The organism is Micromonospora sp. URMC 107 (assembly GCF_051386315.1).
Classification (GTDB): domain Bacteria; phylum Actinomycetota; class Actinomycetes; order Mycobacteriales; family Micromonosporaceae; genus Micromonospora.
In genome coordinates this window covers 50841-70852 of the sequence record NZ_JBPQTK010000017.1, presented here as the reverse complement: position 1 = coordinate 70852, position 20012 = coordinate 50841, and the positions used below count along the sequence as shown (strand labels likewise).

General features: G+C 74.3%; 20 protein-coding genes. 11 read left to right on the top strand and 9 right to left on the bottom strand.

The window, feature by feature from the left end:
- Positions 1–429 (bottom strand): cellulose binding domain-containing protein (locus ACSNN9_RS06550; RefSeq protein ID WP_436671796.1); only part of this gene is annotated, 429 nt, incomplete at its 3' end.
- A gap of 181 nt (positions 430–610) precedes the next feature.
- Here ACSNN9_RS06550 and ACSNN9_RS06545 point away from each other — a divergent pair.
- The gene (locus tag ACSNN9_RS06545; RefSeq protein WP_436671794.1) at positions 611–1105 is read left to right on the top strand and encodes a glutathione peroxidase; all 495 of its coding nucleotides are present in this window, start codon (positions 611–613) and stop codon (positions 1103–1105) included.
- Between the two features lie 257 nt (positions 1106–1362).
- Positions 1363–1824, top strand: coding sequence for a hypothetical protein (locus tag ACSNN9_RS06540; protein WP_436671792.1), 462 nt, complete (start codon positions 1363–1365; stop codon positions 1822–1824).
- Positions 1825–1834: 10 nt separating this feature from the next.
- On the opposite strand, the gene ACSNN9_RS06535 is transcribed toward ACSNN9_RS06540, so the two are convergent.
- Positions 1835–2275 carry a DUF4259 domain-containing protein gene (locus tag ACSNN9_RS06535; RefSeq protein ID WP_436671790.1) on the bottom strand — a complete coding sequence of 147 codons (441 nt, stop codon included), beginning with the start codon at positions 2273–2275 and terminating at the stop codon, positions 1835–1837.
- A gap of 128 nt (positions 2276–2403) precedes the next feature.
- Between ACSNN9_RS06535 and ACSNN9_RS06530 the strand changes: the two genes are divergently transcribed.
- On the top strand, positions 2404–3315 hold the full coding sequence (locus ACSNN9_RS06530; RefSeq protein ID WP_436671788.1) for an NAD(P)-binding domain-containing protein: 912 nt from the start codon (positions 2404–2406) through the stop codon (positions 3313–3315).
- Between the two features lie 71 nt (positions 3316–3386).
- Positions 3387–4334 (top strand): threonine ammonia-lyase, encoded by a 948-nt coding sequence (locus tag ACSNN9_RS06525; protein ID WP_436671786.1) that lies wholly within the window; start codon positions 3387–3389, stop codon positions 4332–4334.
- A gap of 77 nt (positions 4335–4411) precedes the next feature.
- Here ACSNN9_RS06525 and ACSNN9_RS06520 read toward each other — a convergent pair whose 3' ends face one another.
- Positions 4412–4762 carry a DUF2203 domain-containing protein gene (locus ACSNN9_RS06520; RefSeq protein ID WP_436671784.1) on the bottom strand — a complete coding sequence of 117 codons (351 nt, stop codon included), beginning with the start codon at positions 4760–4762 and terminating at the stop codon, positions 4412–4414.
- 123 nt (positions 4763–4885) lie between these two features.
- Between ACSNN9_RS06520 and ACSNN9_RS06515 the strand changes: the two genes are divergently transcribed.
- Positions 4886–6178, top strand: coding sequence for an exo-beta-N-acetylmuramidase NamZ family protein (locus ACSNN9_RS06515; RefSeq protein ID WP_436671783.1), 1293 nt, complete (start codon positions 4886–4888; stop codon positions 6176–6178).
- Between the two features lie 40 nt (positions 6179–6218).
- On the opposite strand, the gene proC is transcribed toward ACSNN9_RS06515, so the two are convergent.
- The 4 genes from proC to ACSNN9_RS06495 form a co-directional block, all read right to left on the bottom strand.
- Positions 6219–7037: a pyrroline-5-carboxylate reductase gene (gene proC, locus ACSNN9_RS06510; RefSeq protein ID WP_436671781.1), complete on the bottom strand. Its 819-nt coding sequence runs from the start codon at positions 7035–7037 to the stop codon at positions 6219–6221.
- A gap of 73 nt (positions 7038–7110) precedes the next feature.
- Positions 7111–8139 carry a 6-phosphofructokinase gene (locus tag ACSNN9_RS06505; protein WP_357873187.1) on the bottom strand — a complete coding sequence of 343 codons (1029 nt, stop codon included), beginning with the start codon at positions 8137–8139 and terminating at the stop codon, positions 7111–7113.
- A gap of 178 nt (positions 8140–8317) precedes the next feature.
- Positions 8318–8821 (bottom strand): pyridoxamine 5'-phosphate oxidase family protein, encoded by a 504-nt coding sequence (locus ACSNN9_RS06500; protein ID WP_436671779.1) that lies wholly within the window; start codon positions 8819–8821, stop codon positions 8318–8320.
- Between the two features lie 60 nt (positions 8822–8881).
- Complete coding sequence (locus ACSNN9_RS06495) at positions 8882–9379, bottom strand: polyadenylate-specific 3'-exoribonuclease AS (RefSeq protein WP_089003323.1); 498 nt, start codon at positions 9377–9379, stop codon at positions 8882–8884.
- Positions 9380–9630: 251 nt separating this feature from the next.
- Here ACSNN9_RS06495 and ACSNN9_RS06490 point away from each other — a divergent pair, with 251 nt between their 5' ends.
- Positions 9631–10323, top strand: a complete 693-nt coding sequence (locus ACSNN9_RS06490; RefSeq protein ID WP_088999194.1) for a Crp/Fnr family transcriptional regulator — start codon at positions 9631–9633, stop codon at positions 10321–10323.
- Positions 10324–10381: 58 nt separating this feature from the next.
- On the opposite strand, the gene ACSNN9_RS06485 is transcribed toward ACSNN9_RS06490, so the two are convergent.
- A complete protein-coding gene (locus tag ACSNN9_RS06485; protein ID WP_357873175.1) occupies positions 10382–10594 on the bottom strand; it encodes a hypothetical protein in 213 nt (70 codons plus the stop codon).
- Between the two features lie 163 nt (positions 10595–10757).
- Between ACSNN9_RS06485 and ACSNN9_RS06480 the strand changes: the two genes are divergently transcribed.
- Positions 10758–14324, top strand: a complete 3567-nt coding sequence (locus tag ACSNN9_RS06480; RefSeq protein WP_436671775.1) for an ATP-binding protein — start codon at positions 10758–10760, stop codon at positions 14322–14324.
- A gap of 24 nt (positions 14325–14348) precedes the next feature.
- Here the strand turns inward: ACSNN9_RS06480 and ACSNN9_RS06475 are convergent, their stop codons facing one another.
- Positions 14349–15056, bottom strand: coding sequence for a lysophospholipid acyltransferase family protein (locus tag ACSNN9_RS06475; protein ID WP_357873171.1), 708 nt, complete (start codon positions 15054–15056; stop codon positions 14349–14351).
- Between the two features lie 343 nt (positions 15057–15399).
- Here ACSNN9_RS06475 and ACSNN9_RS06470 point away from each other — a divergent pair, with 343 nt between their 5' ends.
- From ACSNN9_RS06470 to ACSNN9_RS06455, 4 genes are all read left to right on the top strand, one after another.
- Complete coding sequence (locus tag ACSNN9_RS06470) at positions 15400–16596, top strand: sensor histidine kinase (RefSeq protein WP_436671773.1); 1197 nt, start codon at positions 15400–15402, stop codon at positions 16594–16596.
- On the top strand, positions 16593–17264 hold the full coding sequence (locus ACSNN9_RS06465) for a response regulator transcription factor (RefSeq protein ID WP_436671772.1): 672 nt from the start codon (positions 16593–16595) through the stop codon (positions 17262–17264). Before ACSNN9_RS06470 ends, ACSNN9_RS06465 begins: the two co-directional genes overlap by 4 nt.
- 254 nt (positions 17265–17518) lie before the next feature.
- Complete coding sequence (locus tag ACSNN9_RS06460; RefSeq protein ID WP_358087458.1) at positions 17519–18367, top strand: DUF308 domain-containing protein; 849 nt, start codon at positions 17519–17521, stop codon at positions 18365–18367.
- Positions 18368–18549: 182 nt separating this feature from the next.
- Positions 18550–19968: an alpha,alpha-trehalose-phosphate synthase (UDP-forming) gene (locus ACSNN9_RS06455; RefSeq protein ID WP_436671770.1), complete on the top strand. Its 1419-nt coding sequence runs from the start codon at positions 18550–18552 to the stop codon at positions 19966–19968.
- The last annotated feature ends 44 nt before the right edge of the window (positions 19969–20012 follow it).

Sequence of the window (20012 nt, the reverse complement as noted above, 5' to 3'; positions counted from 1 at the left end):
GGGCGGCGCGGTGGTGGGGGGCGGGGTGCCGCCGCCGCACGGCGCGCCGTTGATCGTGCAGTTCAGCGGCGCCTTGTACGGGCCGGTGCCGTTGTAGCCCCAGCTGAACGCGGCGCCCGCCGCGATCGGGCCGGCCCAGCTCTTCTTGACCGCGACGTAGTGGTCGCCGGTGCGCGTGACGTCGGCGTCCCAGGAGCTGCTGATGCTGGTGCCCGACGGCAGGTCGAACTCGATGCGCCAGGTGCTCACCGGGGCACTCGTCCCGTTGGTGATGGTCACCCGCGTCTCGTGACCGGTCCCCCAGTCCTGCGCCTTGGCGAATCCGGCGGTCACGCTGCCGGCGCCGAACGCACTGGCCATCGGGACCGTGGCGGCGGTGACCGCCATCACGGCGCCGACCCAGAGGGCCCGGCGGAGCGATCTCTTCATGCGGCGTCTCCCTAAACAGTTAGGAAACTTTCCAGATTGATGGTGAGACGCTACTCACGCCGTCATCGCTTCGTCAAGATGTGCATGTATCGATTTACATTGGGAGCGCGCCCAGTCCCGCCGAAGCGCCCCTCCGGATGGCGGTCGGCGACCGGTCGGCAACGACGCGTAGCCTCGGCCCATGACCGTCTTCGACACCCGGATCGACGCCCTGGCCGGTGGCCCGGCCGACCTCGCGCAGTACCGCGGACGCGCGCTGCTGGTGGTCAACGTCGCCTCGCGCTGCGGCCTCACCCCCCAGTACGCCGGCCTCCAGGCGCTGCACGACGAGTACGCCGACCGCGGCCTGGTGGTGCTCGGCGTGCCCTGCAACCAGTTCGCCGGCCAGGAGCCGGGCAGCGCCGCCGAGATCAGCGACTTCTGCCAGGTCAACTACGGGGTGAGCTTCCCGCTGACCGAGAAGGTCGACGTGAACGGCCCGGACCGCCACCCGCTCTACGCGGCGCTGGTGGGAACCGCCGACGCCGAGGGCCACACCGGCGACGTGCGGTGGAACTTCGAGAAGTTCCTCGTCGCCCCCGACGGCGCGGTGGCGGCCCGCTTCGCGCCCACCGTCGAGCCCGGCTCGGCCGACCTGCGCGCCGCGATCGAGAAGGTGCTGCCGCCGGCGGCCTGAGCAGCCCGAGCCCGCCCCGCGCCGGCCCGCGGCGTGGGGCGACGCGACGCCGCCGCGACCGGGTCGACGATCGCCCGCCCGTCCGGGCGGCCGAGCTTTCGGGCGTCCGGGCGTCCGGGGCCCACGCACGTCCGGGCGCCCACGCGTCCGGGCGCCACGCGTCCGAGCTTCCCGGCGTCCGACGCGGACTCCGCCGTGCCGCTGCGTGTCGACCGGACTACGATCGGCGACATCTGGTCCGGGCGAAGGGGGACGGGATGTTCTTCGCGGTGCAGGGGGCGCTCGCACCGGGCGAGGTCCCGCCCGAGCACCACGTCAGCATCCAGCGCCCGCTCGACGCCGGTCGGGTGGTGCTCGACGCCGCCGTGCCCGACGACGTGCTGCGCGACCACGGCCGCCTGCGCCACCTCCCGTCGGCCCCCGAGCAACTCGACGCCCCGGGGCGGCACCGCTTCGCGCTGGACCACCTGCTCGGCCGGGTCGACCACGCGGCGTCCTACATCCGGATGCCGCCCGAGGACCTGCCGCCGTTCGTCTGGGAACTCCTCGCGGCGGCCAGGCCGGTGGTGTTCGGCTGGACCGACCCGACGACCGGCGAACGGATCGAGCGGGTGGTGGTGGCGCTCCGGCGCGACGGCGATCCGGGCGGCCGGACCGGAGGCGACGGCGATCCGGGCGGCCGGACCGGGCGCGTCCCACCCGGGCCCCGCCAGCCGTGACTCCCGCGCCTCAGCCCTCGACGCCGGCGGCCCCGGTCGGGTCGGCCAGCGCGGCCCGGATCGGGGCGAGCGCGGCAACGAACTCGTCGAGCTCCCCGGCCTCGTCCCAGAGCTCGGCCAGCTCGGAACCGTCGGCGAGCACCCGGTCCAGTGCCCGCAGGGCCAGCGCCGGCAGCTCCGCGGGAAGCGTCAGGCGCCCGCCGGCAGTGAGGAAGTCCGGCGCGTAGACCGAGTCGGCCGGCGGGCCGCCGGGGAGGTGCGCGGCGACCACCGCCAACGCCGCCACCGCCTTGGCCCCGGGCCACGAGTCCAGGAAGTCGCCCTCCCGCACCGCCTCGCGCAGCGCCTGTTCCACCAGGAGGGGCCGCCGCTCCGGCGACGCCTCGTCGAGACTGGCGCACCAGTCCGCCGCCGTGTCGTTGTCGAACGGCCCCACCGCCCACGCGCCCATCGCACTCCCCGTTCCGTGTTCGAAGTGGAGGCAGGCTAGCCCCCGGGTCCGACACCGGCCCCGCCCGCGACGGCGCCGGGGACGCGGGTCGCCCGCCAGCGACGGCGACGCGGGCCGCCCCGCAGGCGTTGTCGTCGAAGCCGTCCCCCGACGCCCGGGCCGGCAGTACGTTGGGCGGACGGGCGCGTGGACCGCCCCCGCCGCCAGCGCGCCGCCCGGCCCGGCACCGTCGGCCCGCCGGCTCACCGACGCCCTGCGCCTGGCGCCTGGCGCCTGGCGGCAGGCGGCAGGCGGCAGGCGGCAGGCGGGATTGTCGACCAGACCGGTGGGGAATAGCGTCACCGCGAACGGAGTTGGGAACCGACATGACAACTGTGGGACTGATCGGCAGTGGACACATCGGCGGCACGGTGGCGCGGCTGGCGGTGGCCGCCGGCTACGACGTGGTGCTCAGCAACTCGCGCGGCCCGGAGACCCTCAAGGACCTCGTCGAGGAGCTGGGCCCGCAGGCCCGGGCGGCCACGGTCCGGGAGGCCGCGGAGGCCGGCGACCTGGTGGTCGTCACCATCCCGCTGAAGGCGTACCGGGACGTGCCGGTCGAGCCGCTCGCCGGAAAGCTGGTGCTCGACACCAACAACTACTACCCGGAACGGGACGGCCGGTTCCCCGAGCTCGACTCGGGCTCCACCACCAGCAGCGAACTGCTCCAGCGGCACCTGCCGCAGTCGCGGGTGGTCAAGGTGTTCAACAACATCTTCTTCAAGCACCTGCACGAGCTGGCCCGGCCGACCGGTGCCGACGACCGCAGCGCGCTGCCCATCGCCGGCGACGACGCGGGCGCGAAGGCGGAGGCCACGGCATTCCTCGACCGCATCGGCTACGACGCCGTGGACGCCGGGACGCTCGCCGAGAGCTGGCGCTTCCAGCCGGACACCCCGGCGTACGGGACCATCTACTCGGCCGACCCGGCGAACTGGGAGCGCGAGGCGCCGGCCGACGGCGCCAGAGTGCGCGCCGCCCTGGGCGAAGCCACCCGCTGACCGGCCACACCACCCTCCGGCCGGTCGCATCACGGGCGGCGCGACCGGCCGGGCCGGGCTAGGCTGCGACCGTGCAGCTCACCACCGTGGACGACATCATCGCGGCCGAGAAGCGCATCGAGGGGCGGGTCGCCCGCACGCCGCTGCTGCCCTGCCCCCGCCTCGGCGACCCGTTCGGGCTCGACCTCGCGGTGAAGGCGGAGAACCTCCAGCACACCGGGAGCTTCAAGGTGCGGGGCGCGCTGAACGCGCTGCTCGCCCGCGTCGAACGGGAGGGGGCGCCCGCCGGGCTGACCGCCTTCTCCGCCGGCAACCACGCGACGGCCGTGGCCTTCGCCGGAAGCGCCTTCGGCCTGCCGACGGTCGTCTGCATGCCGCCGCACGCCGTGCCGACCAAGGTCGAGGCGGTCCGGCGGTACGGCGGTGAGGTCGTCCTCACCGACGACCTGCTGGGCACCTGCCAGGCCCTCGCGGCGGAGCGCGGCTACCACCTCCTGCACCCGTTCGACGAGCCGGACGTCATCGCCGGTCAGGCCACCGTCGGCAGGGAGATCCTGGCCGACGGCCCGCCGCCGGAGCTGGTCCTCGTGCCGATGGGCGGCGGCGGGCTGATCAGCGGGGTGGCGGCGGCCGTCCGGGCGGCCGTCCCGACCGCCCGGGTCGTCGGGGTCGAGCCGGTCACCGCCAACGCGGTGGGCCATGCGCTGCGCACCGGCGGCGACGCCCTCGCGGTACGGCCGACGTCGATCGCCGACGGGCTGGCGGCTCCGTTCGCCGGGCGGCACACCCTGGCGCACGTGCGCGCGCTGGTGGACGACGTGGTCGAGGTGTCCGAGGAGGACATCCGGGCCGCCTGGTGGGAGCTGCTGGACGCGACGAAACTCCTGGCCGAGCCGTCCGCCGCCGTCACCCTCGCCGCGTTGCGGGCCGGCCTGGTCGACGCCGCGCCGGGCACCCGTACCGTGCTGGTCCTCAGCGGCGGCAACGTCTCCCCGGCCACGCTCGCGTCCCTGGCCTGAGCAGCACCGGCGGGGCCTGTCCGCTCCCCGCCACCGGCCCGGGCAGGGCGGCTTCCGGCCGATCCCGCCGCGCCGGATCAGACCGGGCGACGGCCGGCGAAGCCGCACTCCACCCGGTGGTACCAGCGCACGTCCGTGTCCCCCTCCAGCCAGCACCAGAGCACCGGCCGGCCGTCCCGCTCGCCGGGGAAGTCGAGCAGCACCGGCGCGACGCCCTTGACCTGGATGTCGTGGGAGTGCAGCTCCTCGACGAGGGCGTGCAGCCGCGCCTCCAGCCCCTTGACCTCCGCCAGTCCGCCGAGCGGGCTGGCGCCCCGGGCGACCAGGTCGACGCGCAGCTCGGCCAGGTCGGCCCGCAGCCGGATCAGCTCGTCGACGCGTGGGCGCAGGGTGGCGATCAGGTGACGGGCCTGGGCGAGGGTGAACACCGGGCCAGTATGGAGCACGCGACGGGCCCGCCACGCCCGGCCGGAGCCGGGTTTGTAGCTAACCTTCCTTGACGGGGCATCCACGTGTAGCTAAGTTTCGACCAAACCGACGGGAGGGTCGACATGGAGCGAAGGAAGTTCCTGGCCGGAGCGGGTGCGGTGACCGTGGGCGCGGTCGCGGCGACGGCACCCGGCGCGGCCGGCCACGCCGCGCCCGGCATCCGCCACGTGGAGACCGGCCTCGACGTGCTCGTCCGATCCGGCTTCGCCGACCTCGCGGGTCAGCGGGTGGGCGTGATCTCGAACCCCACCGGCGTGGACTCGGCCTACCGGCACCTGGTCGACCTGATGCACGCCTCCGGCGCGGTGCGGCTGGCCGCCGCGTTCGGCCCCGAGCACGGCTTCCGCGGCTCGGCCCAGGCCGGGGGCAGCGAGGGCACCGGCGTCGACGCCCGCACCGGGATCACCGTCTACGACGCGTACGGCGCCTCGCAGGCCAAGTGGGAGACCATGTTCACCCAGGCCGGCGTCGACACCGTCGTCTTCGACATCCAGGACGTCGGCGCCCGCTTCTACACGTACATCTGGACCATGTACACCTCCATGATGGCCGCCGCCCGGGTGGGCAAGCGGTACGTGGTGCTGGACCGGCCCAACCCCGTCGGTGGCCGGGCCTACGGGCCGATGATGACCGCCGGCTACACCTCCGGCGTGGGCCTCAAGGAGATCGTCCAGCAGCACGGGATGACCGTCGGCGAGTTGGCCCGGTTCTTCAACGCGGAGTTCCTGCCCGCCGAGGCCGGCCGCCAGGTCGACCTGCACGTCGTGAGGTGCCGGCACTGGAAGCGCGACAAGCTGGCCGCCGACACCGACCTGCCCTGGGTTATGCCCAGCCCGAACATGCCCACCGCGGAGACCGCGCTGGTCTACCCCGGCACCGGCCTGTTCGAGGGCGTCGCCTCGATCACCGAGGGCCGGGGCACCTGCCGGCCGTTCGAGCTGATCGGCGGCCTGGCCGCCGACTTCGACTACCACTGGTCCGACCGGCTCAACGCCCGCGAGCTGCCCGGCGTCGAGTTCCGCGAGGCGTACTTCACCCCGACGTCCGCCGGGCAGAAGCCCGCGCTGCTCAACAAGCTCTGCGCCGGGGTCGAGGTGAAGGTCGTCGACCGGGCGACGTACGACCCGATCCGCACGGCGGTCGCGATGCTGGTGGAGGCGCACAAGTACCCGGCGTTCGCGTGGCGGCGCGACTCCTGGGACGCCGTGCGGCCGTACTGGATCGACAAGCTGACCGGTTCGCCGCGGCTGCGCACGATGATCGACGCGGGCGCCGACGTGGACGACGTGGTCGGCGCCTGGGCCGACGAGCTGGCGGACTTCAACCGACGGCGCGAGCCCCACCTGCTCTACTAGGAACGTCCGGCCGGCCCGTGGGTCGCCGGTCCCGGGCCGTTCAGTCGGCCTGGGCCGCCAGCTCGCGGGCCCGGTCCCGGGCCGCCTCCAGCGCGGCGAGCAGCGCCGCCCGTACGCCGTGCTTCTCCAGCTCGCGCACGGCGGAGATGGTGGTGCCGGCCGGCGAGGTGACCGCCTCGCGCAGCTTCACCGGGTGCTCGCCGGAGTCGCGCAGCATGACGGCGGAGCCGATCGCGGTCTGCACGATCAGCTCGTGCGCGACCTGCCGGGGCAGGCCGAGCAGGATGCCGGCGTCGATCATCGCCTCGACCAGCAGGTAGAAGTACGCCGGCCCGGAGCCGGAGAGCGCGGTCACCGCGTCCTGCTGGGACTCGGGCACCCGGACGGTCGACCCCAGCGGCTTGAACATCTCCTCGGCCAGCGCGAGGTGCGTGCCGGTGGCGTGGGCGCCGGCGGAGATCGCCGTCATCGCCTGGTCGACCAGGGCCGGGGTGTTGGTCATCACCCGCACCACGGGCGTGCCCTCGGGCAGCCGGCGGTTGAAGAAGCTGGTGGGCAGGCCGGCGCAGAGGGAGATGACCAGCTTGTCGGCGGGGACCTTCGGCCCGATCTCCTCCAGCAGCGTCGCCGCGTCCTGGGGCTTGACCGAGATGGCGAGCACCTCCGCCTCGTCCACCGCCGTGAGGTTGTCGACCACCCGGACGCCGTAGCGGGCGGTCAGCTCCTCGGCGCGGGCGGGCCGGCGGGCGGTGGCCAGCAGCCGGTCCACCGGCCAGCCCGAGCGCAGCAGCCCGGAGAGCATCAGCTCACCGATCTTGCCGGCCCCGATGACCGCGACCGTGTGCACCGAACCCGCCATCGCCGTCGTACCCCCTCGCCGTGAGCCGGCGTCGCGGCGGGCCCGGACGGCCCACCGCGACGCCGCGGATGGATCAGCTGCCGAAGAAGACCTCGGCCTCGGCGTACCGCTCCAGCGGCACGGTCTTCAGCTCGCGGGTGGCCTCGGCCAGCGGGACGCGGACGATGTCCGTGCTCTGCATGGCGACCATCTTGCCCCAGTCGCCCTCGTGGGCCGCGTCGATCGCCTGCAGGCCGAGCCGGGTGGCGAGCACCCGGTCGAAGGCGCTCGGGGTGCCGCCGCGCTGGATGTGCCCGAGCACGACCGTGCGGGCCTCCTTGCCGGTCTTGGCCTCCAGCTGCTCGGCGAGCCACTGGCCGATGCCGCCGAGGCGGACGTGGCCGAACGCGTCGAGCTCCTGGTTGTGCAGGACCATCTGGCCGTCCAGCGGCTGGGCGCCCTCGGCGACCACGACGATCGGGGCGTACTGGTGCTGGAAGCGCTTCTCGACGTAGCCGGCGACCTGCTCGACGTCGAACTGCCGCTCCGGCAGCAGGATCACGTTGGCGCCGCCGGCCAGGCCGGCGTGCAGGGCGATCCAGCCGGCGTGCCGGCCCATCACCTCGACCACCAGGGTGCGGTGGTGGCTCTCGGCGGTGGTGTGCAGCCGGTCGATCGCCTCCATCGCGATGTTGACGGCGGTGTCGAAGCCGAAGGTGTAGTCGGTGGCGCCGAGATCGTTGTCGATCGTCTTCGGCACCCCGATCACGTGGACCCCGAGCTCGTGCAGCTTGGTGGCGACGCCGAGGGTGTCCTCGCCGCCGATCGCGATGAGCGCGTCCACGCCCTGCGCGGCGAGGTTCTCCTTGATCCGCTCGACGCCGTTCTCGATCTTGAAGGGGTTGGTCCGGGACGAGCCGAGGATGGTGCCGCCGCGCGGCAGGATGCCGCGGACCTCCGCGATGCCCAGGGGGCGGGACAGACCCTCCAACGGGCCCTTCCAGCCGTCCCGGAAACCCACGAACTCGTGGCCGTAGCTGGCGACGCCCTTACGGACCACCGCCCGGATGACCGCGTTGAGACCCGGGCAGTCGCCGCCGCCGGTGAGCACGCCGATACGCATGATCTGCTCATCCTCCTGGAGCATCAGGTGTAGCCCGATTTGCCCCAGGATATGTGTCGGATCAGACCATCGGCGCCGTTGCCGGCCCGGGGCGGGCCGTCAGTGCGCACTGTAGTCGCCGCGGGTGTGCGCCGACACCGCGCCCCGGGCCGGTTCCACCGGCCGGTCGTCCTACCGGTCAGTAGCTGACCTCGTGGTTCTCCCCCGCCTTCGGCGGCCTGCCGGTCACCGCCGCCTTCGCGTAGCCGAACAGGTTGACCACGGTGCTCGACGGCGAGTCCCAGTACTCCGCGGAGCTGGCGTGCACCTTTAGCAGGGTGAGCCCGGGCGTCTCCAGCCCGTCCGGGAACCAGGCCTTCAGCAGCGGATTCCACAGCTGTTCGGCCTTCGCCCGGTCGTACCCCTCCCGAGCCGTGCCCGAGACCGACACCCAGGCGTTGCGCCGGGAGTCGGAGAAGGAGACGTTGACCTCCGGGTTGACGCGGATCTGCCGGACCTTGGCGGAGTCGGCGTACGCGAAGAACCACAGGTCGCCGTCGAACTCCGCCTCCTGCAGGCCCATCGGACGACTCACCATCCGGCCGTCCACCGCGGTCGTGGTGAGCATGCAGATCCGCGCCTCCCGGACCAGCTCGGTGACCCGTCGCCGGGCCTCGGCGGCGCTTGTCGGTTCGTTGCTCATGGGATTCTCCCTCACATCGGCTCGACGTCGCACCGGTGCCCGGGACAGAACCGACCAAACCTACGAACCGGTCATCGCCCGCCACCGGGCCAGGTTGTGCCGGGCGTCGACCAGCGCGTCGTGCCGCGCCGCGTCGGCGTCCGGCAGGGGCGGCCGGCCCCGGTCGTCCCAGAGCTGGCGCAGGTCCTTGGTGAACCGGGGGATCTCCCGGGGCAGCGCCGGCATGGCGCCCCACAGCTGCGCCAGGGCGACGTGGTCGTACGCGGCGTACCAGGCCCAGAGCTCCAGTTGCTCGCCCGGGCGGTCCCGGACCGGCTCGACGAGGAAGTCGTACAGCTCGTCGCGGATGCGCTCGCGGGAGCGCCAGGCACGGTTCGCCGGGGAGGGCAGCTTGTCGAGCACGTTGCGGCGCACCCAGGGCACGGCCCGCGAGTCGTCGAACTCGGTCGAGACGGCGTAGAACTCGCGGCCGTACTCGTCGACGACGCCGATCGACACCAGGTCGACGAGCCGGCCGTCCTCGATGAACTCGCAGTCGTAGAAGTAGCGGTAGACCATCACCCGTCATCCTCGCCCACGCCCCCGGCGTCCCGGCGGGCGGGGCGGCCGGATCGCCCCCCACCACGCCGGTCGCCGCAGCTCGGGAGTGTCACGGAAGTGATTTGAGGGGTGTACAGCAAGCGACCGGAGCGTCATGATCTGATGTGTACCGCTACCGGACGCCGAACCGGTGTCAGTTCACCTCGTCGAGGGCCTTCAGGTTCACCCGGTGAGCGAGTTGTGGTCCTTGACCGGGGAGGGGTTGGGCCGTGGAGATGCGCCTACCGGAGCCGGGTGACGCGCTCACGGGTGTGGAGATGTTCGCCGGGCTGGAGCCGGAGGTCCGGCAGCGGGTGATCGCCGCGGCGGTCCCCCGCACGTACCGCAAGGGCCAGTTGCTCTTCGTCGAGAACGACCCCGGCGAGTCCCTCATCGTCCTGCGCCGGGGCGCGGTCGCGGTCTTCCGCACCGCGCCGACCGGCGAGCGCGCCGTGCTGTCGGTCATCCGTCCCCCCGACGTGCTGGGCGAGGTCTCCCTGCTCGACGCCTCGACCCGGTCCGCCTCGGCCGAGGCGATCGAGGACTGCCAGGCGCTCGCGCTGTCCCGGGGCGCCTTCATGGAGCTGGTGCACTCCAACCCGCGCATCCTCGACGCGGTGATGCGCTCGCTCGGCGGGCTGATCCGCCGGCTGACCGAGCAGAACGCCGACCACGTCTTCCTGGACCTGCCCGGCCGGGTCGCCAAGACCCTGGTGCGGCTGGCCGGCGAGAGCCAGGCCCCGATGATCACCATCGAGCTCAACCAGAGCCAGCTCGCGGAGATGGCCGGCGGCTCGCGGCAGAGCGTCAACCAGGCCATCGGGTCGTTCGCCAACCGGGGCTGGCTGCGCACGGAGGGCCGGCGGATCGTGGTCACCGACGTGGCGGCGCTGCGCCGCCGCGCCGGGATGAGCGAGCGCTGAGACGTACGGGAAGAAGGGGCCGGAGCGGTTGCTCCGGCCCCTTCCGCGTGTGGGGGTGTCAGGGAGTGGCGCTGCCCGGCCCGACCCAGTTGGTGGTGCTGCCCGGCCCGACCCACTCCGTGCCGTCCTTGCCGCCGCCGGACTGCTCGCTGACGATCCCCTGCGCCTGGAGCGCGGCCAGCGTGGCGGCGTCCACGTCGACGGAGTCGCCCGCGAGGTGGCTCACCCCGTTGCCGTCGGTCCAGTCGCTCTGCAACATCACGTACACCATCGGGAATCCCCCTGTGGTCAATGGTCGAAAATCAGCCGCCTGACTGTAACCGCAGGACCGGCCGGTGGACTGTCCACAAACCAACAGCCCGGTACCCGACAACTGGACAGACAGCGATACTGACACCTGCACGGTGCCGATCCCGGCGCCGGCGGGATCGCCAGTGGAGGGTGTCATCGCCACGCAGTGTGACCGCTGTGGACGCACGGCCGCCGGGGGCGACCGCTTCTGCGGCGGCTGCGGCAACGAGCTGGGCGCGGTCTGTCCGCACTGCCTCCGCCCGCTCGCGCGGGACGTGGCGTTCTGCACCTCCTGCGGCGCGGCCCGGCCGGGCACCCAGCGGCAGCCGGCCCCGCAGGAGGACCGCCGCCGGGTCAGCGTGCTCTTCGTCGACCTGATCGACTTCACCCCGTACGTCGAGCGGGCGGACCCGGAGCTGGTCCGCGGCATGCAGACCGGGTTCTTCTCGGCCGCCCGCCGGGTCGTCGGACAGTACGGCGGAGTGGTGGAGAAGTACATCGGCGACGCGGTGATGGCCCTGTTCGGCGCGCCCGTGGCGACCGAGACCGACGCGCTGCGCTGCGTCCGGGCCGGCCTGGAGCTGCAACGGGTGTTGACCCGGTTCGCCCCCACCGGCGCGGACGCGCTGCGCTTCCGGGTCGGGGTGGCCACCGGCGAGGCGCTGGTCGACGTGGCCGCCGCCCGCGACGGCGGCCAGGCGATCGTGGCCGGCGACGTGGTCAACACGGCCTCCCGGATGCAGTCCGTCGCGCCGCCGGGCGGGGTGCTGGTCTGCGGCGTGACGCACGCCCTCACCCGCGACGCCATCCGCTACTCCGAGCAGCCGCCGGTCACCCTGCGCGGGCGGTCGACGACGACCGAGGTGTGGCTGGCCCTGTCCCCGGTCCGCCGGCAGCCGACCGACCGGCAGCCGGACGTCACGCCGCTGATCGACCGCGAACACGAGCTGGGGATGCTGGTCAACGCCCTGCACCGGTCGTTGCGCGACCGGCGCCCGCAGGTGGTGACCGTCTTCGGCCGGGCCGGGCTGGGCAAGAGCCGGCTGGTGCGGGAGCTGTACCGGCACGTGGACCGGCTGGTCGACGAGCCGCTGACCTGGCGGATCGGGCGGTGCCCGCCGTTCGGCGAGAACGTGACGTTCGCGGCGCTGGCCGACATCGTCAAGTCCGAGGCCGGCATCCTGGACACCGACCCGGCGTCCAGCGCCGCCCAGCGGCTCGCCTCGGCCGTCGGCGAGCTGGTCGGCCCGGGCGAGCGGCAGCGCCTCGTCGACGCCCTGCGGCCGCTGGTGGGCCTGCCGGGGACCGCGCTGCCGGCCGAGGAGACCGAGTCGGCGTGGCGACGCTTCCTGCTCGCCCTGGCCGCGCGCCGGCCGACCGTGCTGGTCTTCGAGGACCTGCACTGGGCCGACGACGCGATGCTGCGCTTCGTGGAGCTGCTCGGCACCGCCGCCCGGGACGTACCGCTGCTGCTGCTCTGCACCGCCCGGCCCGAACTCGTCGACCGGGACCCGAGCTGGGCGGGGACGATCACCGGCTCGGTGACCATCACCCTGCCCCCGCTGCGGGACACGGGCATCGCCGCGCTCTACGCCCACATGTTCGGCCGGGCGGCCTTCTCCGCCGACATGCTCACCCCGCTGATCGAGGTCGCCGGCGGCAACCCGCTCTACGCCCACGAGTACGTCCGGATGCTCATCGAGCAGGGCGCGCTGCGCCAGTCCGGGCGGGGCTGGTCGCTGGAGAAGCACCTCGACCTGCCGATGCCGGAGAGCGTGCACGCCGTCATCGCCAACCGCATCGATCTGCTCGACGCCAAGGAACGCACGGTGCTGCTGGCCGCCGCCGTGGTCGGCGTGCAGTTCTGGCCGGGGGCCGTGGCCGCCGCGCTCGGGCAGCCCGTCGAGTCGGTGGAGCGTGCGCTGCGCCGGCTGGAGCAGCGCGACTTCGTCCACGAGCAGGCCGCCTCCACCATGGCCGGGCAGCCGGAGTACCGGTTCCGGCACGTGCTGGTGCGCGACGTCTGCTACCAGCGGCTGCCCCGCACCGAACGGGTGGCGCGGCACGAGCGGACGGCGCAGTGGCTGGACATGCTCTCGCAGAGCCGGGACACCGACCTCGCCGAGGTGCTGGCCCACCACCGGTGGGCGGCCCACGAGATCGCCCGGACGCTGGGCATGGAGATCGGTGGCTTCGCCAGCGCCGCCCGGGCCGCGCTGCACCGGGCGGCCCGCCGGGCGTACGCGCTGCACAGCCTCGACGTCGCGGCGAGCCACGCGGGCCGGGCGCTCGGGCTGGCCGACGACTCCGACCCGGTCGGCCGGCTCCAGCTGGAGCTGCTCAGCACCGAGATCTCCTTCTACCGGGACGGCAACGGCTTCCTCTCCGGCGGCGGCCCCGAGCAGGTGCAGGCGCTCGCCGACCGGCTGCTGGCGCACGGCGACGACGCCTGCGCGGCGCGCGCCTGGACGCTGCTCGGCCAGGCCGCGTGGCTGCGCGCCGACCGGGCCGCCGCCCTGGCCTGCCTGGACCGGGCCGTGCAGCTCTTCGCCCCGCTGCCGGACAGCCCCCAGAAGGCGGACGCCTACGCCGAGCTGGGCCGGCTGCACATGCTGAACTACGAGCGGGATCCGGCGGTCGCCGCGGCCGAACGGGCGGCGGAGATCGGCGAGCGACTGGGGCTGACCGAGACCCGGACCAACGCCCAGATCACCTCGGCCATCGCCCGCTACCAGGCGGGCGACCGGTCCGGCCTGGACGAGCTGCACGCGATCGTGGAGATCAGCCGCGCCAACCAGCTGATCGCCCTGCCCCGGGCCATCCAGAACCTCGTCTACGCCGTCTGCGAGGAGGGCGACTGGTTGCGCTCCGACGCGCTGCTCTCGTCGTTGCCGAAGCGCAAGGCCAGCGGGCAGACGCTGACCACGAGCTACTCGGCGGAGGCGATGCGCGCCTGGTTCGAGGGCGACTTCGACCGGCTGCTGGCCGCCGCCGAGGCCTTCGTGGACACCCCGACGGGCAGTTGGGACATGCAGGTCCGTGGCCTGCGTTCCTGCCTGCTGGTGCTGCGGGGCGGGCGGGTGCCGCCGGCCCGCGCCCAGGCCGGCGACGCCGGCGCGTTCCGCGACGACGTGGCGGCCGCGCTCGACGCCGCGCGGCGCAGCGGCTTCCACCGGTTGCACTGGACGATGCTGGGGATGGGCGCGCTCTGCCGGGCGTTGCAGGGGCACCGGGAGGAGGCGGCGGCGCTGATCGACGAGCTGGCCGACTCCTGGTCGGCCGTGCCGGCCCTGGCCAGCGGCGAGTGGATCGCGGCGGCCGGGTACGCGGCCAGCCTCGCCGGGCGCGACTCGGCGGCCCGGGTGCGCGGGATGCTGGACCAGGTGGGTCACCGCACGCCCTGGTCGGAGGCGGCGCGGCGGACGGTGACCGGGGCGCTGGCCGCCGCGGACGGCGACCACCGGCGGGCCGCGGAGCTGCACCTGGCCGGCGCCGAGATCTACGCCGGCATCCCGGACGTGACCGACCGGATGCTCGCGCTGACCTTCGCGACGGTGGAGCTGGAGCGGGCCGGCGAGCCGACGGCGGGCCGCCCCGAACTGGCCGAGCTGCGCGCCTTCGCGCTGCGCAACGACGCCCCCCTGCTGCTGGAGCTGGCCCGCCCCCCGGCGACCTCCACCAACCCCGCCGGCACGGCCGTGGCCTGCTGACCGGCGGCGCGCGGGGCAGGCCCGTCAGGCGGGGACCGGTTCGCGGGGGGTGGGGCCGGTGGGTGGGTTCTTGGCCTTCTGGGCGTACATGTCGACGTACTCGCGGCCGGAGAGCTCCATCAGCTCGTACATGATCTCGTCGGTCACCGCGCGCTCGACGAACCGGTCGCCGGCCATCCCCGCGTAGCGCGAGAAGTCCAGCGGCGGGCCGAACCGGATCCGCACCCGGGCGATCTTGGGGATCAGCTTGCCGGGCGGCTGGATCTCGTCGGCGTTGAGCATCGCCGTCGGGACCACCGGAGCGCCGCTCTCCAGGGCCAGCCGGGCCACACCGGTCTTGCCCCGGTAGAGCCGCCCGTCCGGCGAGCGGGTGCCCTCGGGATAGATGCCGGCGATGCCGCCGCCGCGCAGCACCCGCAGCTGGGTGTCGAGGGCCGCCCGGGCCGCCCGGCCGCCCGAGCGGTCGACCGGGATGGTGCCGGAGCCGACGAAGAACATCTTGGTCAGCCAGCCCTTGACGCCCTTGCCGGTGAAGTACTCGGCCTTGGCGATGAACGTCACCCGCCGCTTCACGACCAGCGGCGTGAAGATCGAGTCGGAGAACGACAGGTGGTTGCTGGCGAGGATCACCGGCCCGGTGTCGGGCACGTGGTGCAGCCCCTCGACCTGCGGGCGGAAGACCAGCCTCAGCAGCGGGCCGAGGAGGACGTACTTCATCAGCCAGTACAGCACCGGCGTCCCTTCACAGAGGTGGTCGCGACGCCACCGCGGTCGCCCGCGGGTCGGTCGTGGGCATGAGCCTACGAACCCGATGCCGGCCGCCACAACGTGATCCGGCCCGCGACGCGCCGCCGTCCACCCCGGACCGCCGGCCAACGGCCGCCGGACGCCGGGCGACGGACGGCGGGCGACGGACGGCGGGCGACGGACGGCGGGCGGCGGACGGCGGGTGGCAGCGGCGGGCGGTGTCGCCTGTCGACGTACCGCGGTCGGCCGCGGATACCGCACAGGGCGACGGCCGGTGGGGACACCCGCCGGCTCCGCCGGGCGGCCGGCGGGACCTACGCTCGGGGGTGTGCGGGTGGCCGAGGCGCAGCGGGAAGCCGGCCCGGCGGCGGGCGGGCTGGTCCGGCTGCGCCGGGCCACGGTGCTGGACCTGCTCATCGGCGTCGCCGTCTCGACCGTCGTGGCGCTGGCGATCACCGCGAACGTGGGCGGCGACCGGGGGCGCGACGTCCCCGCCTACCTGTTCGCCGTCGGGCTCGGCGCGCTCGTGCTCCTCCGCCGCCGCGCGCCGACCACCGTGCTCGTGGTCAGCGCCGCCGGCCTGGTCGCCTACTACGTGGCCGGCTACCCGCCGGTCGGGCTGGCCCTCCCCCTCGCCGCGGCGCTCTACTCGGCGGCCGAGGCCGGGCAGCTGCGTTGGGCGGTGCTCGTCGGGCTCGGCCTGCTCGTCCTCTCCACCGCGTTCCGCGCGATGGAGGGCACGAGCGTCGCGTACCTCATCGGCTTCGAGCTGGCCTCCAGCGTCGCCATCATGGCCGCCGCGATCGCCCTCGGCGACGGGGTCCGGTCCCGGCGACTGCGCCGCCGGGAGCAACGGTGGCGGCTGCGGCAGCTGGAACGCGACCACGCCCGGGAGGCCGCCCGCCGGGTCGAGGAGGAACGACTCCGGATCGCCCGGGACCTGCACGACGTGATCGCCCACCACATCTCCGTCATCTCGCTGCACGCCGGCGTGGCCGACGAGGCCCTCGACGACGACCCGGCCGCCGCCCGGGCCGCCCTGGGACACGTCCGCTCGGCCACCACCCAGGTCGCCCGGGAACTGCGCACCACCCTCGGCCTTCTGCGCGATCCGGCCGTGGCCGAGCCCCGGCAACCGGTGGCGGGGCTCGCCGGGCTGGACGCCCTGGCCGCCGGCGCGCGGGCCACCGGGCTGCGGGTGGCCGTCCACCGGCACGGCGAGCTGACCGGCCTGCCCGCCGCCGTCGACTCGACCGCCCACCGGCTGATCCAGGAGGCGCTGACCAACACCCTGCGCCACGCCGGCGCGAGCAGCGTCGAGATCGACGTCGCCCGCGGCCCCCGCACCCTCGCCGTCGCCGTCCGCGACGACGGCCGTGGCCAGCGCGAGGACGCCCCGCGCGGGTACGGGCTCGGCGGCATGCGGGAGCGCACCGCCCTGCTCGGGGGCACCGTCACCGCCGGCAACCGACCCGGCGGCGGGTTCGAGGTACGCGCCGAACTACCCCTGGGAGGGACCACGTGATCCGGGTGGGACTCGTCGACGACCAGCACCTGGTCCGCGCGGGGCTGCGCGCGCTGCTCAACCGGGCGCCGGACATCGAGGTCGTCGGCGAGGCGGGCGACGGCGACGCGGCGTACCGGCTGGCGGTGACCGAGCGGCCGGACGTCCTGCTGATGGACGTCCGGATGCCCGGCACGGACGGCATCGAGGCCACCCGCCGGATCGTCGCCGACGAGCGGCTCGCCGACGTGCGGGTGGTCGTACTCACCACGTTCGACACCGACGAGTACGTCTTCGAGGCGATCCGGGCCGGAGCGTCCGGCTTCCTACTCAAGGACACCGGCCCCGACGAGCTGCGGGGGGCGGTGCGCGTCGTCCGGGCCGGGGAGGCCCTGCTCTCCCCCGCGGTGACCCGGCGGGTCATGGCCGCGGTGCGCTCCGGCGGCCGGGAGCCGGACCCGGCCCGGCTGGGATCGCTGACCGCCCGGGAGCGGGAGGTGCTGGCCGAGGTCGCCGCCGGCCGGTCGAACGACGAGATCGGCGCGGTCCTGCACATCAGCCCGGCGACCGCCCGGACGTACGTGAGCCGGCTGCTGGCCAAGCTGAACGCGCGGGACCGGTCGCAGCTCGTCGTGGCGGCGTACGAGAGCGGCCTGGTGCGGCCGGGAGCGTCGCCCAACCCGGACTGACCGGCGGCCGGCCCGCGCGGCGACGGCGGCGGCCCGGGCGGCACCGCCGACGGGGCTCCGATGAAAAGCATTCAGCAAGAACGGACATAAATCCCCTGTCGCCACCTGCGGCAGGGGCTCTGACTTCGTACGCCGCGCCACAAGGCACTCCCGGAACCGGGTCCGGACGTGTCACGATTCAAGGCACGGCGTGCGGTCGGCGCCGAGGGGGCTCAGGCGGCCGCGCCGCGGGCGCGTGATGAGGAGGATGTCCGGTGTCAGCGGGTGGTGCCCGCCGGGGACGGCGGGACAACGGGCTCGACGCGAGCGAGTACGCCGTCGCCGGCGACGTGGATCCGCGCGTCGGTGAGCACCTGCTCGACGTCCTGGCCGCCGGCGGGATCGCCGCCTACCTCCAGCCCTCGGCCGACCTGAACCCGGTCACCCGCACCACCACCGTCCCGCCCCGCCCCGTCGACAGGCTCTACGTCGACCGGTCGCACCTGAGGACCGCGCGGGACTACCTGACCCAGCTCGCGGACGAGACGGCCCCCGAGAAGCCCCGCGACGACGAGCCGGACATCGAGGCCGAGTGGGCCCGCATCGTCGCCGGCTTCCACACCACCGCTCCCCGCGGCGGCGACAACCCGTGGCCCGCCGCCGAGGACGTGGACGACACGCCCGGGCCCGCCGGCGGTCCGGTGACCCTCGGCACGGCCGACGAGCCCGCCGGGCCGACCGCCACCGACGTGCGCCGGCTGCCCTACGCGGCCGACATCTCGGGCGTCTCCCTCTCCCGGGGCCGGCAGGACGAGCCGTCGCTGCTCGACGGGCTGGACACCTTCGGCGCGGACCTGCCCGACGACGAGTCGGAGGACGAGCGCTACACCCCGCCGCCGCCCCCGCCCCTGCCGCGCTTCTCGAAGTACGCGGTGGTCGGCGTGCTGGCCATGGTGCTCGGCTTCGTGCTCTTCCTGTTCCCCTCGGTCTTCCCGGTGGCCGACCCCTCGGTGGTCAACCTGTTCGGCTTCACCGGCATCCTGGCCGGCTTCGTCGCGCTGATCTGGCGGCTGCGGCCCGGTGACGACGACGAGCGCGACCCGGACGACGGCGCGGTCGTCTGACCGGCGGGCCGCCCGCCGGCGTTCCTGCCCGCATCCCGGGACGACGGACGCCCCGCGCCGGGGGCGCGACACTGGTGTAACTTACTGTCAGTAGGAATACCGCTGTCCGTCACATCCCTCGCTGACTGCCCGGTTGTTCCTCCGCTGCGGCGGTCACTCCCCTGCTGATCGGAATGCCCGAGATGCGACAGAGTTCCCTCGTCGTGGTGGCCAACCGCCTGCCCATCGACGACAGTGTGGCGCCCGACGGCGCCTGCGAATGGCGCCGCAGTCCCGGCGGCCTCGTCAGCGCCCTCCATCCCCTCCTGCGGCACACCCCGGCGACGTGGGTCGGGTGGGCCGGCGGCACCGGCCCGGCGCCCGCGCTGCCCGACGTGGACGGCGTCCGCATGCACACCGTCGCGCTGAGCGCCGACGACCTGCGCGACCACTACGAGGGGTTCGCCAACGCCACCCTCTGGCCGCTCTACCACGACTCCGTGGAGCAACCGGAGTACCACCGGCGCTGGTGGGAGGCGTACCAGCGGGTCAACCAGCGGTTCGCCGAGGCCACGGCCGACGTGGCCGAGCCGGGTGCGGTGGTCTGGGTGCAGGACTACCACCTGCAACTGGTGCCCGGCCTGCTGCGGGAGCTGCGGCCGGACCTTCGGATCGGCTTCTTCCTGCACGTGCCCTTCCCGCCACCCGAGCTGTTCATGCAGCTCCCGCGCCGCGCCGAGCTGCTGCGCGGGATGCTCGGCGCCGACCTGATCGGCTTCCAGCGCTCCCAGGCCGCGCACAACTTCGCCCAGCTCGTGGCGAAGGTGCTGGAGGTCCCCGCCACCGATCGGCGGATCGCCGTCGACGACCGGGTGGTCCGGATCGGCGCCTTCCCCGTCTCCATCGACACCGTGGAGATGGCCGCGCTGGCCACCCGGCCCGACGTGGTCGACCGGGCCGCCCGGCTGCGCCGCGACCTCGGCAATCCCGAGCAGGTGATCCTCAGCGTCGACCGGATGGACTACACCAAGGGCATCGAGCAGCGACTCAAGGCGTACAGCGAGCTGCTCGCCGGCGGGCACGTCAAGGTGCGCGACACCGTGCTCGTGCAGGTGGCGGTGCCCAGCCGGGAACGGGTCGGGCAGTACCAGATCCTCCGCGAGCGGGTGGAACGCGAGGTCGGGCGGATCAACGGCGAGTTCGGCCGGGTCGGCGAGCCGGCCATCCACTACCTGACCCAGCCGTTCGACCGCGCCGAGCTGGCCGCGCTCTACCGGGTCGCCGACGTGATGGCGGTGACCCCGCTGCGCGACGGGATGAACCTCGTCGCCAAGGAGTACGTGGCCGCCCGGGTCGACGGGACGGGCGCGCTGCTGCTCAGCGAGTTCGCCGGCGCCGCCGCCGAGCTGCCGCAGGCGTACCTGGTGAACCCGCACGACCTGGAGGGGCTCAAGCAGGGGCTGCTCGCCGCGCTGCGGGGCAGCCCCGACGACCTCGGCGCGCGGATGCGGACCATGCGGGCGCACCTGCACCGGCACGACATCAGGGCGTGGGCCCGCTCCTACCTCTCCGCCCTCGACGACAGCGGCTCCCTGCTGACCCGGCTGGGGGCCGCCGGCTGACGCCGGCGGTGACCGGCCCGGGTCGGTCACCGCCGGGCGGCCGG

Bases quoted from the DNA above. Each gene is read 5' to 3' on its own strand.
- ACSNN9_RS06485 (WP_357873175.1), bottom strand. From the start codon at position 10,594: ATGGTGTACGTGATGTTGCAGAGCGACTGGACCGACGGCAACGGGGTG.
- ACSNN9_RS06505 (WP_357873187.1), bottom strand. From the start codon at position 8,139: ATGCGTATCGGCGTGCTCACCGGCGGCGGCGACTGCCCGGGTCTCAAC.
- ACSNN9_RS06540 (WP_436671792.1), top strand. From the start codon at position 1,363: ATGTTCTTCGCGGTGCAGGGGGCGCTCGCACCGGGCGAGGTCCCGCCC.
- ACSNN9_RS06455 (WP_436671770.1), top strand. From the start codon at position 18,550: ATGCGACAGAGTTCCCTCGTCGTGGTGGCCAACCGCCTGCCCATCGAC.
- ACSNN9_RS06535 (WP_436671790.1), bottom strand. From the start codon at position 2,275: ATGGGCGCGTGGGCGGTGGGGCCGTTCGACAACGACACGGCGGCGGAC.
- ACSNN9_RS06495 (WP_089003323.1), bottom strand. From the start codon at position 9,379: ATGGTCTACCGCTACTTCTACGACTGCGAGTTCATCGAGGACGGCCGG.
- ACSNN9_RS06515 (WP_436671783.1), top strand. From the start codon at position 4,886: ATGGAGCGAAGGAAGTTCCTGGCCGGAGCGGGTGCGGTGACCGTGGGC.
- ACSNN9_RS06500 (WP_436671779.1), bottom strand. From the start codon at position 8,821: ATGAGCAACGAACCGACAAGCGCCGCCGAGGCCCGGCGACGGGTCACC.
- ACSNN9_RS06545 (WP_436671794.1), top strand. From the start codon at position 611: ATGACCGTCTTCGACACCCGGATCGACGCCCTGGCCGGTGGCCCGGCC.
- proC (WP_436671781.1), bottom strand. From the start codon at position 7,037: ATGGCGGGTTCGGTGCACACGGTCGCGGTCATCGGGGCCGGCAAGATC.